Origin of the sequence: Haloarcula sp. Atlit-120R (genome assembly GCF_003665885.1) — an archaeon.
Taxonomy (GTDB): domain Archaea; phylum Halobacteriota; class Halobacteria; order Halobacteriales; family Haloarculaceae; genus Haloarcula; species Haloarcula taiwanensis.
In genome coordinates this window covers 289076-302376 of sequence record NZ_QPLN01000003.1, presented here as the reverse complement: position 1 = coordinate 302376, position 13301 = coordinate 289076, and the positions used below count along the sequence as shown (strand labels likewise).

Annotated in this window: 12 protein-coding genes and 1 rRNA gene; 7 read left to right on the top strand and 6 right to left on the bottom strand. The window is 60.4% G+C overall.

Annotated elements, in window-relative coordinates; translation table 11 throughout:
* Position 1: 1 nt before the first annotated feature.
* On the top strand, positions 2–667 hold the full coding sequence (locus DVK01_RS13190; RefSeq protein ID WP_101351838.1) for a cytochrome c biogenesis CcdA family protein: 666 nt from the start codon (positions 2–4) through the stop codon (positions 665–667).
* 187 nt (positions 668–854) lie between these two features.
* Here DVK01_RS13190 and rrf read toward each other — a convergent pair.
* Together rrf and DVK01_RS13180 are read right to left on the bottom strand one after the other, a co-directional pair.
* A 5S ribosomal RNA gene (gene rrf / locus DVK01_RS13185) occupies positions 855–977 on the bottom strand.
* A gap of 414 nt (positions 978–1391) precedes the next feature.
* Positions 1392–2717 (bottom strand): hypothetical protein, encoded by a 1326-nt coding sequence (locus DVK01_RS13180; protein ID WP_101351837.1) that lies wholly within the window; start codon positions 2715–2717, stop codon positions 1392–1394.
* 446 nt (positions 2718–3163) lie between these two features.
* On the opposite strand from DVK01_RS13180, the gene DVK01_RS13175 reads away from it, so the two are divergent.
* From DVK01_RS13175 to DVK01_RS13160, 4 genes are all read left to right on the top strand, one after another.
* Entirely contained in the window at positions 3164–3910 is a 747-nt protein-coding gene (locus DVK01_RS13175) for an ABC transporter ATP-binding protein (RefSeq protein ID WP_121537079.1), read from the top strand.
* Positions 3907–5340: a hypothetical protein gene (locus DVK01_RS13170; protein WP_121537077.1), complete on the top strand. Its 1434-nt coding sequence runs from the start codon at positions 3907–3909 to the stop codon at positions 5338–5340. Before DVK01_RS13175 ends, DVK01_RS13170 begins: the two co-directional genes overlap by 4 nt.
* Before the next feature lie 163 nt (positions 5341–5503).
* Positions 5504–6322 carry a hypothetical protein gene (locus DVK01_RS13165; protein WP_121537075.1) on the top strand — a complete coding sequence of 273 codons (819 nt, stop codon included), beginning with the start codon at positions 5504–5506 and terminating at the stop codon, positions 6320–6322.
* 196 nt (positions 6323–6518) lie between these two features.
* Positions 6519–7070 carry a hypothetical protein gene (locus DVK01_RS13160; RefSeq protein ID WP_101351833.1) on the top strand — a complete coding sequence of 184 codons (552 nt, stop codon included), beginning with the start codon at positions 6519–6521 and terminating at the stop codon, positions 7068–7070.
* Positions 7071–7076: 6 nt separating this feature from the next.
* On the opposite strand, the gene DVK01_RS13155 is transcribed toward DVK01_RS13160, so the two are convergent.
* Positions 7077–7580: a GbsR/MarR family transcriptional regulator gene (locus tag DVK01_RS13155; RefSeq protein WP_101351832.1), complete on the bottom strand. Its 504-nt coding sequence runs from the start codon at positions 7578–7580 to the stop codon at positions 7077–7079.
* Between the two features lie 143 nt (positions 7581–7723).
* Between DVK01_RS13155 and DVK01_RS13150 the strand changes: the two genes are divergently transcribed.
* Both DVK01_RS13150 and DVK01_RS13145 read left to right on the top strand, forming a co-directional pair.
* Positions 7724–8077, top strand: a complete 354-nt coding sequence (locus tag DVK01_RS13150) for a transcriptional regulator (protein WP_101351831.1) — start codon at positions 7724–7726, stop codon at positions 8075–8077.
* Between the two features lie 119 nt (positions 8078–8196).
* The gene (locus DVK01_RS13145) at positions 8197–9072 is read left to right on the top strand and encodes a fructosamine kinase family protein (RefSeq protein ID WP_121537073.1); all 876 of its coding nucleotides are present in this window, start codon (positions 8197–8199) and stop codon (positions 9070–9072) included.
* A gap of 42 nt (positions 9073–9114) precedes the next feature.
* Here the strand turns inward: DVK01_RS13145 and DVK01_RS13140 are convergent, their stop codons facing one another.
* From DVK01_RS13140 to DVK01_RS13130, 3 genes are all read right to left on the bottom strand, one after another.
* Positions 9115–10494, bottom strand: coding sequence for a sugar porter family MFS transporter (locus DVK01_RS13140; protein WP_101351829.1), 1380 nt, complete (start codon positions 10492–10494; stop codon positions 9115–9117).
* A 149-nt stretch (positions 10495–10643) separates the two neighbouring features.
* Positions 10644–11816, bottom strand: coding sequence for an ABC transporter substrate-binding protein (locus DVK01_RS13135; RefSeq protein WP_121537071.1), 1173 nt, complete (start codon positions 11814–11816; stop codon positions 10644–10646).
* Positions 11813–12853, bottom strand: coding sequence for an ABC transporter substrate-binding protein (locus DVK01_RS13130; protein ID WP_342764905.1), 1041 nt, complete (start codon positions 12851–12853; stop codon positions 11813–11815). The genes DVK01_RS13135 and DVK01_RS13130 overlap by 4 nt, the downstream gene beginning before the upstream one ends.
* Positions 12854–13301 lie beyond the last annotated feature (448 nt).

Sequence of the window (13301 nt, the reverse complement as noted above, 5' to 3'; positions counted from 1 at the left end):
GATGGCTGGCGTTGCTGTACTCGGGACACTCGTGTTCGCCGCGAGCGCCGGCGTCGGGACGTTCTTCGCCCCGTGTGCGTTCCCGCTTCTCCCGGGGTACGTCGGATATTACATGCGCGAAAGTGACGGGAATGTCGGTATGCTGCCACCCGCAACTGCCGCTGCTGGCGGAGCCTTTGTCGCGCTCACCCTCGTTGCGCTGCTCGTCCTCGCTCTCGGGCAGCCACTAAAGAACGCACTCCCGATACTCGAACCGGTGATCGGACTCGCTCTGGCCGTGTTCGGCGTTGCGATGCTCCTGAACCGCGAGCCCGAACTCCACGTCCCGCTGCCACAGCGACCAGCGTCAGTAACTGGATTCGGCGTGTTTGGGGCTGTGTATGCAATCGCCGCAGCCGGCTGTGTCGTGCCGCTGTTCTTCGGCGTAGTCACCCAGGCGCTTGCACTGCCAGTTCACGTGAGCGCTCTCGTTCTAGCGGCATACGCGCTCGGGGTCGCGCTTCCGCTTGTCGGCGTGACACTCCTTGCAGGCGTTGGCATCGGCATCTGGCGCACTTTTGGCAAGTACCTGCAACGGATACACCAGATCGCAGCCGTCGTGATGATACTCGCCGGCGGCGGGCAGATTTACCTCTCAGTGTTCGAACTGGGCGTGGTGTCGCTTTAATCGAGCGACTGTTGACCCCTGGCGGATGACGGATTGTTCGCTGTTCTTAGCATCGACAGCGACAGGGCAACGATTCGGCTGTAAATACTTCGAGATGCACCAGGGAATCTGTCTGTGAGTGCGCGATAACTCCGAGGCTGAGCTACAGCAACGTCGTCGCTCCTCGGAACGTAAGAAGCGGTATGAATGGTGGCGGCGAACCGGATTTCCCAGAGGCTCGCGCACTCCAGTACTCCCCGGAACGCTGGTGGGCTTATCTTCCGTGTTCGGGATGGGTACGGGAGGCAACCCCACCGCGGTGGCCGCCTATACTATAACTCTACCAGCTACGCTTATAAGAGTGGCTACTTGATGACGGGAGTCGTTGGATCACAATCTGACACATTGTCTCAATGGCACAGATTCAAGCAGCACGGGTTACGTCCAGCACATCCGGAATCGAAACTATGGAAATGGCGGCCGCCAAAGTGCGGGACGTGTGGGTTTCACCGTTGCTTTTCAGACCGCTGGTTCCACTGTTTGAGATAGGTGGCGGATTCGGTGTTGCTAGTGGGACCGCTGGACTCGCCGCGAGTGCACTCATACTCTGTGGAGCTATGCAGTCCCGGGGAGAACGCCGAGAGGTGCAGTCCAGTTACAGTCGCTGGTGCTAGTGCCGTTGCCCTCTGCCGAATCCACTCCCCTGAGAGCGCCACCAGTTCAATTGACCGATGTGTTCCACCGGTCAGCGGGACGTTTGCGGAACACCGAGCGAGACTCCAGCGAGGAATATCGGGAGACCGGCGATCACAACGGCAGCGGCACTGGCCGTGACAACGGGGATGAAAAGCACGCCCAGTCCATACGGCGCAGGGAGTACCGGGAGAACCGGTAGCATCGACAGCACGAACCCGATAGCGGCCGTCTTCACTGCTAACCGACGGTTCCCATGGCCGACTGCGTATCCGGCCGGGAAAAGGACAAACGCGGGTCCAAGAACCAGCAGCGTTGTCACCGGGGGCGTGGAACCGTCACTGACGACCATCGGAGCCGCCGCTATCGTCGCTCCCAGCGCGATGCCTGCGCCGACTACTGTGCCGACGACGACCGTCCGATAGCTCGTCTGCTCACGGATACGTCGCCGTGACAGGGCTATTCCACAGACGAACAGTGCAGTGCCACCGCCGAACAGCGGTGCTGCTGTGCCGCCCAGCCGTAACACGCCTATCGCTCCGAGAAGCGACAGGGAAGCCGATAGCGCGCCGACACCGGCGAATACAATGCCGACGGAGTCCCGTACTCCTTTGAACTCCCAGTCAAGCCAGGCAACACCCCCGGCGGCAGCGCCAATCAAGAGGGTAAATACCGCTGTGGGGAGGGTGATGTATGCGAGTGCCTTCACCGCCATCACGGGACCGAGAAGTGCTCCGAGCGCAAGGAGACTCAACAGCGGCCCGACAGCCGTCTCACGGGGGACAAAGGTCACGATACGTCCATCGTTGAGTTCGGTCAGTGTCATCCGCTGTCCGTCGTCTGAGACGGTTGCACCGTCGATGGGCCGCTCGACTCGCATCCCGTCGGGTGCAACGACGACGAGTCGGTCAGCACCGAGGCCATCGAGGTTTCGATACCCGTAGGCCTCGGTAAACTCACCCGTTCGGACCGCCCCGCCGACGGACTGCTCGGCGAAGTCAGGCTCGCGGTAGCGCAGCGTTATGACGCCATCGCCAGAAACGTTCGCGCCCAGAAGTTCGGTATCCCACATCGCTCTGTCGGCGATAGCGGTTCGGAGACTCTCGTTTGTCCGGAGACGTGCAGCCGCCTCTGTGCCAGACAGGCGGTTGTGGACGACCCACGTTGCGGTTCCGTTGTTGTGGACGGTGACGGTGGCGTTGCTGTGAGTGACTGCGACCGAAATACCGTGTGACTCGGCTGTTGATGCAAACGAGTCACCGCAGGCGTCACATAGCGGCCTCGGCGGCGGTGCTGCGCCAGCAGGCACAGCGATACAGAGGAGCGACGTACAGACCAGACAGAGGAGAGCAAGGTGGTGGCGTCGATGCGGGGCCATGTAATCTACCTATCCTGTCATATGTTAAGAGATGTCGATTACTTAAAGAATAGTTATACCAACACGGACAGCGGGCGACACTGGGACCAATACATCTCGGTTCAGTGAACTGTGCGGTACATATTTCGCCGGCTCTGCCAGCCGTGGTCTCCCATCCTCGGTGTCGGTGTAGCGGCCGAGCGAAGTGGCCGCCGCTTGGGCGTCGTCGATTGGGTCTGACGCCCGCGCCATTATAGGATGCGTACAGCGCGTACTATCGAAGCCGCTGTCGCGTTCGCGGTCACTCGTCAGGAACGCGATTTCGCCGTTGGTGGAGGCGAGACCGCAGGACACAGAGTCGGCGATTTCGGTGTATGTGTCGGCCAAGCTGTTGTTAGTGTATCTGGACTGCCCTTCTACAGTATAACAACTTATACCGACACAACCACGATGGTAGGCAGAACGCCGTGACAGCAATCGAGATCGAGTCGCTCCGGAAGTCTTACGGCGACATGACCGCGATAGCGAACCTCTCGCTGAGCGTCGACGAGGGCGAGTTCTTCGGACTGCTCGGGCCGAACGGGGCCGGTAAGACAACGACGATGGAGATACTCACCGGGCAGCTCAGTCCGGACAGTGGACAGACTGCGGTACTCGGTGCCGACCCGGCAACCCAGCCGACGTCGGTCCGCGAACGGGCAGGGATTCTTCCTGAAAAGGAGTCACCGCCGAGTTTCATGACGCCACGTGAGTACTTCGATTTCGTCGGTGCTATCCGGGATATGCCGGGCGACGTGGTGGCAGCGCGGACCGCGTCCTGGGCCGACCGGCTCGGCTTTACCGCGAAACTCGACACGCTGTCCTCGGACCTGTCGCGGGGCCAACAGCAGAAAGTGATGATCGCCGGCGCGTTCTTCCACGAGCCAGCTGTCGTGTTCATCGACGAACCGCTGGCGAACCTCGACCCGATCGTTCAAGAGCGGGTCAAGCGGTTCCTGCGCTCCTACCGGGACGCCGGCAATACGATTATCCTCACGACACACGACGTAGATGTCGCTGCCGAACTCTGTTCACGGGTTGGCATCATGTACGGCGGCAACCTCGTCGCTGATGTCAGGCCGGCGGAACTCGACGCTGATGTGACGCTCCTCGACGTATTTCTGGACACTGTCGACGCAACAGTGGACCGGGAGAAGCAACCTGCTGGTACATGAGTGACGGACGGGTGCGCAGGGTGTTCGTCGAGATGGTCCGCGAGGAGTGGCGACTCCATAGCCGGCTCTTCGGCGGCAGTCACTTCTCCCTGTTTCCGGTGTTCATTTGCCTGCTCGTTGGGGGCGCAGCCAAGCTGCTGTCCGTTACCGGGACCGAGCCGCGAACCGTCTTCGCCGGCCTCCACGCACTGGTATTTGTTTTCGGACTCCACACGGGGTCGATCGGCTTTGTGGGACGTGATGCTCTCCAGAACCTTCTCGGTGACGTGACGCTGCTGGTGTTCTCTGCCCGCACACTCCCGCTCTCGCAGAACACGCTGCTGGGCCTGTTCGTCGTCAAGGACAGTGTCTACTACGCGGTGCTGTTTCTGCTACCAATCTCTCTCGGAACGGTGCTTGCAGTGCGAGGGGCTGCTGGGCCTCTCCTCGTCGCCAAGACTGTCTCCCTTCTGTGGACGACACTGGCACTGATGTTCGTCTTGGGAATGGGAACGACGATTGCAGGTCTCGGCCTCGCTGGGCGCGGCGTTCCCGGGCTGGCGCTGCTTGCGGCCCCACTCGCCGCTGTCGGTGCAGCGGCAGTCAGTGGTGTTACTATCGTTTCCTATACCCCCTACGGCCTGTTTCTGGCCCAGACACCCCTGCGGGTCGGCACGACAGCTCTCGGTATCGGCGGCGTCTTTCTGCTGGGTGCAGCCACTTTCGATGCGACCGCGCCTGACCCTGCTCAAACAGTCGAACCAGCGTTTCGCGCGTGGTGGCAACGGTTCGGTGACCCAGTTGCGACGAAGAGCCTGCTCGACATCCACCGGAGTGCAGGCGGGTTCGGAAAAGTCCTCTTTTCAGCGGCGGTGCTGTTCGGCGTTACTGCTGCACTGGTCGATTTCGCCGGACAGATCACGGGTGTACAGCCGTCGACTGGTATCTCCTTCAGTGCGATTCTCGGGCTCTCGGGATTCACGACCTACAACTGGCTCACCCAGTCCGACGACGTGAGCCTGTATTTCGCCCAGCCACTCTCTGTGAGAGCCGTTTTCGCGGGGAAATTCCGGGCGTTTCTCCTGCTCGGCCCGCTGGTCGGACTTGCGTTCTACGGGCTTGCACTCGTCTGGCGTGGCGGGCCGGCTGCTGAGGCCGCCGTCGGGGCTGTCTTGCTTGTCGGCGTCGCCTGCTACATCTTCGGCACCACCGTCTACCTCACCGGTCTCTCTCCGAACGAGTTCCTTTTCGACACGGCCCTGTTCGCTGTCTTCGGCGTAGCGATGGTCCTCCCGCTGGTCCCGGTCCTCATCGTCGGGTTCGCCGTCTCGCCGGTGTCTGGCAGCCTGCTGGCCGTGCTCGGTGGGTCTGGCGGCGTCTTGGGTGCTGTCGGTGTCGGCCTGTACCGTCGGTCGGTACCGAAGTGGTCGACGCGGTATCAACAGTCGTGAGTGGTCGTTTGCGTTCGTCCACATCGCCTCCAGCACCGACCCGGTCTTCATCGGGGTTCTCGTTGCCTGTGTAGCGTAATCCGGCTACGATTCCCCGAACGAACAGCAACGGTTGTACTGCGCTTTTCGAATAGCTTTTCTTGATCAGTAGTGGCACTGGGGTATGGACCGTCGTACCGCGAGGCTGCTCAACGGTGCGCTAGCGCTGTGCTGTCTCGTGCTTGTGCTCGCCGCTGTGTATCCGGTCACGACCGCAGAATCGCACTCGACGCAACCGGTCGATGAACGATTCACTGTGCCCGAGGTCGATGACTACCGGGCGACGGGAGCGATTGTCGCGGATGGTGAGACAGCGCTCAAATTTGAGGGCGCTGTGACTGCTGACGGCGGGCGCTACCTGTTCATCGACGAGGGTGGTGTCCGAACCGAACAGTTTCAGGCGTCGCCTGGCGCTCCGGTCTACAGTCGTCTCGTTGTCGAGGATGTCGGTAGTACTGACCGCCGACGAGAGCAGATACAGCGCGATACCGATCGGAAACTCATCAGGGAGAGCCGAACTGAGGGCGATGTCACGTTCATTATTAAGCAGAATGCAAGCGATCTGAGGACCGATGTCTCGGGAGCGGCATCTGTCGTTGTCAGGAGCTTGTACGTTGTCGGATACCAGCAGGACATCGATCCCTCTCAGGAAGCGACTGTCTACAAGCCAGAAAACGGCTGGTACGAAGGACGCGAACCGTACCATATTACCGGGGCCACAGGGCAAGTGCGAACCGTCAGTGACACGACTGGCGTTCGCTCCGCGGAAGTTAGGTGGGACCAGACGGGATCAGCGGGGACGTATGCAGAACTCGCGCTGGTCAGACTAACGGGCGATGCGCCGACAACGTACGACATCTCCGTCGAGTTCAAGTCGGGCGAGCCGACAGTGCGTCGACCGGCGTGGGTCACCGCGGTCAAAGCCGGATCCGAGGACCGATAGTCACAGGGGAACTGTCCTGTACGAACTCTGTGGAGCCGTCACCTCTCGGCGAACTGTCTGCAAGTGACAATGACACGCTGTAGCGTCCAGCGGTGCAGGAAGCATTGTCGGAAGGTGCGTTCTCTGGGCTGATAGTGTCACGTCTGCCGCGTATACGGTCGGTTTTTATTGCTTCCCCTGTGAACGCCAGGACAGAATGGCATCCTACGACGCGTTTGACTCCGCTGTCGAAATTAATGGGCAAACGGTACTCACGATAGTTGAGGAGGCGATGGGGAAGTTCTCAGACGAGTACCGGGACCGCGCGCTGACGGCGCTCGCTTCGGAGGGAATCACCGAACCGGCGGCCGACGAGTGGTATCCCCAGCAGGCCTGGCTGAACGCGTTCGAAATAATTGCTGACGACCTGCAGCCGCACGTCCTCGACCGACTGGGCGAGCAGATCCCTCGTGTCGCCGACTGGCCCAACGACTTTGACACTGTCCCAGAGGCTCTCACGTCGATAGACGAGGCCTATCAGCGAAACCACCGTGGCGGCGACATCGGACACTACCGCTTTGAATCCGTTGGCGAGCGGACCGGCGAGGTGACGTGTGAGAATCCGTATCCGTGCCCGTTCGACCGCGGTCTCATCAGGGGCGTCGCCCAGCAGTACGCCCCGGTCGACGCGTTCGTCTTCCTCGAAGAAACGGGTGAAACGTGTCGTCGGAACGGAGAGGATGCGTGTACCTATACGGTCTACTGGTAGGGGTGACTACCGCTCGTAGGTCGCAAGTGCTTCGCGGAGTTCGGCGGCCGAGTACTCCGACACGAGCTGTACGATCTCCTCCAGATCTTCATACGTCTCGCGGAGATTGCGAACGCGCTCTTCCTCGCGAGTATCTGCCGCTACCTGCTCTTCCGCCCGGCGGATGGTTCTGAGCGTCGTCTGGACCTCCCGCTGGACGTATTGCTGGAACACGTCCTGTAGGATGAACCAGATTTCACGTTCAGCCTCGAACCGGACTCGTCTGCCGCCTCCCGTCGACGACCGGCGGTGGATGAGCCCGAGACGCGACAGCGTCCGTGTGACGTTACTGACCGTCGATTTCGCGTAGCCCGTCTGGTCGACGAGTTCCGGGATTGAGAGCGGATCTGATGCGAAGTACAGCACGCCGTAGATGCGCCCGGCACTTCGGCTGAGACCGTACACTTCGGCTGATTGCTCCATCGATTCGATGACGCGTTCCCGTGCCACCGAACTGTCAGCATCACTCATGCATCCGAGTCGCCTGCCCTGTTTGTCGCGTGTCCTGCCGTGTCATATCTCCGGCTATTGCTTTCGTAAGTATTAAATTGTTTGATTGGTTTGTTCGGATTGGACCGAACAAACAAAAACGTCCGTCGCTACTCCAACAATCAATGGCAAGTGCTTTTCCCCACCACCCACCGGTTGACTATGCACCCCGTGAGCAGACGAGCGTCGTAGTCAACGGTACCGAACCGACTGACGTTCTTCAGATCCTCTCGTCCGAAGCCGCTCAGGAGATACTTGGGGCAGTCAGAGATGAGCCGCGGACCGCATCGGACATCGCCGACGCGGTCGACCGCTCGCTCCAGAGCGTCTCCTATCACCTCGACCGGCTCTGTGAAGCTGACCTCATCGAACCCGCCGAGACGTGGTACTCGGAGAAGGGGACAGAGATGACAGTGTACGCCCTCGCCACGGAACGGCTTGTCGTGCAGTTCGGTGATAGCGCTGACCGCTCCGTGTAGTGTCCAGCGGCTTCACGGACTGCCTGCACCCGAAGCTTGCAGTCAGACTTGGCTGGCGTTGTTTTCGCCGCAGAGACTGAGACAAACAGACCTATTGGAACGGTTCTCGTACGTCGAATATGGGCGAAGGGACGGGCACGGAACGACCGAAGGCGACAGTGCTACAGCGGGTATCGAGCGTATTGGACGCCGATGCTCACGACGTGACGGAACTCGACGGCGGAGAAGTCGGGTCGGTCTACCACGTCTCGTTTCACGACCGGCCTGACGTGGCGGTGAAAGTTGACGACTCGCCGCTTGGAATCGAAGCAGCAATGCTTCAGTATCTCACCCGTACCACATCCCTCCCCGTTCCGGAAGTCCTCCACGTCGAACCGAACCTGCTCGTACTATCGTTCATCCGTGGAGACGGCCGATTCAGTGAACGGGCCGAGCGCGACCTCGCGCGCCACGTCGCGTCTCTCCACGATATCTCTGCCGATGCGTTCGGCTTTCAGTTCGACACCCTCTCTGGGCCGTTCAGGCAGCCGAATCCGTGGACCGGTTCGTGGGTCCATTTCTTCCGCGAGCAACGGGTACTCCCGTTTGCGAGGGCCGCGCGGAACGACGGCACCTTGCCAGCCGCCGAGTTCGACCGGGTGCAGCAACTGGCGGACACACTCGATGCTCGGCTCGTCGAGCCGGCCTCGCCGTCGCTGTTGCACGGCGACATCCATCCCGGCAACACTGTGGTGGCAGACGGAACTGTTCGGGCCGTCCTTGATCCGGCGATATATTTCGGCCACGCCGAAGTTGACCTGGCGTACGTCGACCGACTGGATTCGATCGGTGCTGCCTTCTACGACGAATATCGCCGCCACCGTGATATCTCCGCCGAGTACTTCGAAAAGCGACGCGACGTGTACGTCGCCTTCCACGCGCTGGAGAACGTCCGGTTTTTCGGCGACGACGGACTCCCGAGGCTCGACAGTGCGTTAGATCGTCTCGGTCTCTAAAAGCCACAGACAGCAGCACAGCCTACCGTTCCGATGGCCGCTTCAGTCAGTCAGCGAGATGTTCTGCCGGAGGTCGTCTTCGATTGCCTCCAGCGTCCGCCCCTTGGTTTCGGGGACGGTGCGGTAGACAAACACCAGTCCCGCGAGGCTGCAGAGGCCGAACAGCCAGAACGTCGCTGAGGTTCCGACGCTGTCAGTCAGGACAGGGAACGTCAGCGAGACGAGGAGATTCGCACCCCAGTTGGCGACTGTAACGACGCCCATCGCCGACCCGCGAACGGAAAGCGGGTATATCTCCGATATCAGGAGCCAGAAGACCGGGCCGAGGCCAATGGCGAAAAAGGACACGAACAGCATCAGACTGATTGTGGCGATGATGCCGAGGCCCCCGCTAAGACCGGGGAGGTAGAACACGGTACCGAGGACGGCGAGAGTTGCAACCATGCCACCGACACCGACAAGGAGCAGTCGACGCCGGCCGACACGGTCGACGAGCATGATCGCCACGACAGTCATCACGACGTTTATCGTCCCGATTCCAACTGTCGCGAGGATCGATGCCACGTTTCCGAGGCCGGTAGATTCGAGAATCGTCGGAGCGTAGTAAATGACGGCGTTGATACCGGTGATCTGCTGGAACACGGCGAGTCCGAGTCCGACAACCAGCGCGGGGCGGAGCCACGATGCCAGCAGATCCCGAACGCCGGTTTCGGCCTGTGTTTCGACGGTCTCTTGGATCTCGTCGAGTTCCTGCTCGACGCCGCCGGACCGCGTTCGGTTGAGCACGGCTCTGGCTTCGTCTTCCCGCCCGTGTTCGAAGAGCCAGCGCGGGCTCTCGGGCATCTTCAGAATCCCGATAGCAAGCACAACGGCGGGGACCATTCCGGCACCGAGCATCCAGCGCCACGCGCCCGCGTCGGCGAACGCGTAATTGACGAAATACGAGAGCAGGATACCGGTCGTCACCATGAGCTGATTGAGCGAGGTGAGTCCACCGCGAATATGCGGCGGTGCAATCTCTGAGATGTAGAGCGGCCCGACGATCGACGCGAAGCCGATAGCGACGCCGTCGATAAGCCGCCCGGCGACGAGGACGGGAACGGTCGGCGCGACGGCCATCGTGAACGAGCCGACGAAGAACACGATGGCTGCAATGAGGATGAGTCGGCGGCGACCGAGGCGGTCGGCTAACTGGCCACCCACGGCCGCACCGGCCGCGGCCCCGGCCATCGCACCACTGACGATGATCCCTTCGACGAGCGGCGACATGACGAACGAGTCCTGAATGAACAGGAACGCGCCCGAGATGATCCCGGTGTCGAACCCGAACAACAGTCCGTTCAGCGCGGCTAACGCGGAGACGACGTAGACGAACCGGTCGCCGTCACCGCGGAGAACGTTCCGTATGGTAGCTGTGGACATCTATGTAAAATTGAACTCGAATCTGTGTAAAAGTCTTTTCAAGTCTATTCGCACGACGGCGGGGCCGCGGGTGCGACCTGTCTTCATCACGATACTGATATTCAGCTACGCCCGACTGAGCATAGTTCCGCGATGACCGGAGAGTCCGATTACTCAGCTGGTCCCTCTGTGATAATCTCCGCGAGGTGCTCCCGGTCGAACAGGTGCGCCTCTGTAAATTCGTCAGGGAAGTAGGCCTTCGCGTACCGTTCAATCATGAATAGGTTGTGCAGCGGGCCGGTGTAGATCGGGCCGCCACGAAACACCCTGTCGTTCTGGACGGCCCGCAACTGGCTGCCCACTTCGTGGTCTTTCATGTACGCGAGAACCGAGTTCTCGAACTCCTCGCGGGTCTTCCCTTCTCGGTGATACCGCAGCAGGAGTGAGTCCGGGTCTATCTCTAACAGCGCCTCGTAATCAAGCGATTCCGAGCCGGAGTACCCCTCGACTCCGGTATCGGCAAAGGCGTCGGAAATCCCGAGCGTTTGGAAGTGTTCTTTATTTGCCCCGTTTCCGTTGATTCGATACGGCGTGAACTCCTCCGGTTCCTCGCCAGCGAACACCAGAGCGGCGTTTGGCCGATCTGCTGGTGCCGGGAGCCGAGCCTGCACCGTTTCGACCATCTCGTCATGTATCGAGCGGATTGCCTCGAAACGGGCCTGCTCCTGAACCATCTCAGCTACCTTCTCGAAAGCCTCGTACAGGCTGTAGTATCGGTAGTCGTGCCAGTCGTCGGTCCGCCGGAAGATGAGGTTCCCGAGAAACGGTGCGACGTTCTCGCGAATCTCCGTGAGGTCAGACTGATCCCACGCCCCGAGCCAGTCGATAAGCGCGTTCGGATCGATGAGGTGCAGGTCTGCGTCCATCTCGTAGAACGGTTCTTTCGAGACGCCGTCGTTCCAGAGCTGTGTGAGCCCGTCGAGGTCAATAGACACTCCATCTAACTCCTCGTAGTGTAGCGTCTTGTACCGCCCACGGTACCAGATTGACTGTACTGCGTCACCGTGACCGAGCGCGACCAGCATATCGATGTAGTCGGCGGTGAACGGGGCGATTGTCTCGGGTACAGTCTCGAATTCGACGGTGCCGACCGGCTCCATGGTAACGGTATACGATTCCGTCTCGGTTGTGGCGGGCGTCCCTCTGTGCTCGGTTGCAGTGGGTTCTGAGACAGCATCGCTGGCACACCCGGCGAGCAAACTGCCGCCCGCAATCAGCCCAGCACCCTTGATATAGTCTCTGCGTGTCGACCGTTCACGCGGCGTTTTCCCGGTGTCAGTCACTGTTCCTCACCCGTGATTATGTCAGCGACCCGCTGGCGATCGAACAGCTGTTCCTCGGCGGGAATTTCGGGGTATGGCTCGCCGTCGACATAGCCCGGCCACTCACCGAACTGGTCGGGATACAGTTGTTTCGCAGTCATTTCAGTCTGGAACAGGTTCAGGATCGGACCCTGCCGACGGGCACCCTGAGCGTATATCCGCCCTTCTTGCACGGCAGTCATTTTTCTCAGTACCTCGTCGTCTGCCAGTTGTGACCGAATGTCGTCGAGATTGTGGTACTCCGTCATCGGCCCGAGGACAAGCAACACGTCCGGATCAGCATCAAGAAGCAATTCGGAATCGAGCGTGATATTCCGCCCGTCGTCGCCGTACCCGTTACCGACGGCATCGGCTAAGGCATCGGTCGCACCGAGCGGGCGGGTGTGGGCAGCATAGTAGCCCGGATGGTTCATCTTGTAGCCCCAGATTTTCTCGCCGGATGTGGAAAACAGGACCAGGGCCGCACTCGGCCGGTCATTCTCCGAGGGAAGGCCCGCGTTGATAGTTTGCATCATCGAATCGCGGACGGATCTGAACTCCCCATATCGCTCCCGTGCCCGAAAGACCGCCGCGAGCTTTCCGAAGATTTCCCAAAGTGTGTAGTATTCGTACGCATCGGCCCAGCCTGATGGCGGGTCCTGCTGCGTGCCGCTGAGTGTGTTCCCGAACCACGGGCCAACGTTCGAGCCGATCTCCTGGATGCTGTCGTTGTCCCACCCCTCGGCCGTCGCAACCTTCGCTGGGTCAGCTATGTGTACATCGCTGTCGAGTTCGTACAGTTTCTCCTTCGACGGTGGCCACGAAGAGTACAGACCCTCCCAATCGGTTGAGACGCCCTCCAGTCGATGGAGGAACTTCTGATACAGCGACTGGTGGTATTCGGGCGCGTGCATCGCGTTGATTGCATCACCTCGACCGAGTGCGACCAGCATGTCTACGTGGTGGCCCAGTATCGTGAACACGTTCTGGGGAACCGCATCAAACTCGACGGTCCCCATGGGTGACATTGTAACAGAATAACCGTCGTCGCCCGTCGTCGGGTCGGCTGTTGCGGACGACTGCCCTTCTGAGTCTGTCTGGGCCGGGGTTGATTCTGCGCCGGACTGATCTACACAGCCCGCTAGCAAACCGCCAGCTACCGCTGCGCCGCCGTACTTCATGTAGTCACGTCTCGTCGGGGATCTGTGAGCCGTCTCGTCTTTCGACATAAATATTAGGGCAGCCTAAAAATACATAACTGCTTCGGATTTTAGGTGGGCCTGAAAATCGGGGCACTGCCGTGGGTTTCACTCGATTATCTCGACGAGACATCCGATGGGGACGCCGTCAAGCATACGCTTGTATCCGAATCGACGATGAGGTGATAGTTGCTTCAGATTCGGGAGAGCGTGCGTGATCGGACTGTTCGCACTGGGGTCACATCTGTTTCTCGGCGTCGCAATTCTT

Excerpts from the sequence above, each read along its gene's own strand:
- DVK01_RS13190 (WP_101351838.1), top strand. The coding sequence starts at position 2 with ATGGCTGGCGTTGCTGTACTCGGGACACTCGTGTTCGCCGCGAGCGCC.
- DVK01_RS13180 (WP_101351837.1), bottom strand. The coding sequence starts at position 2,717 with ATGGCCCCGCATCGACGCCACCACCTTGCTCTCCTCTGTCTGGTCTGT.
- DVK01_RS13170 (WP_121537077.1), top strand. The coding sequence starts at position 3,907 with ATGAGTGACGGACGGGTGCGCAGGGTGTTCGTCGAGATGGTCCGCGAG.
- DVK01_RS13165 (WP_121537075.1), top strand. The coding sequence starts at position 5,504 with ATGGACCGTCGTACCGCGAGGCTGCTCAACGGTGCGCTAGCGCTGTGC.
- DVK01_RS13160 (WP_101351833.1), top strand. The coding sequence starts at position 6,519 with ATGGCATCCTACGACGCGTTTGACTCCGCTGTCGAAATTAATGGGCAA.
- DVK01_RS13155 (WP_101351832.1), bottom strand. The coding sequence starts at position 7,580 with ATGAGTGATGCTGACAGTTCGGTGGCACGGGAACGCGTCATCGAATCG.
- DVK01_RS13150 (WP_101351831.1), top strand. The coding sequence starts at position 7,724 with ATGGCAAGTGCTTTTCCCCACCACCCACCGGTTGACTATGCACCCCGT.
- DVK01_RS13145 (WP_121537073.1), top strand. The coding sequence starts at position 8,197 with ATGGGCGAAGGGACGGGCACGGAACGACCGAAGGCGACAGTGCTACAG.
- DVK01_RS13140 (WP_101351829.1), bottom strand. The coding sequence starts at position 10,494 with ATGTCCACAGCTACCATACGGAACGTTCTCCGCGGTGACGGCGACCGG.
- DVK01_RS13130 (WP_342764905.1), bottom strand. The coding sequence starts at position 12,853 with ATGGGGACCGTCGAGTTTGATGCGGTTCCCCAGAACGTGTTCACGATA.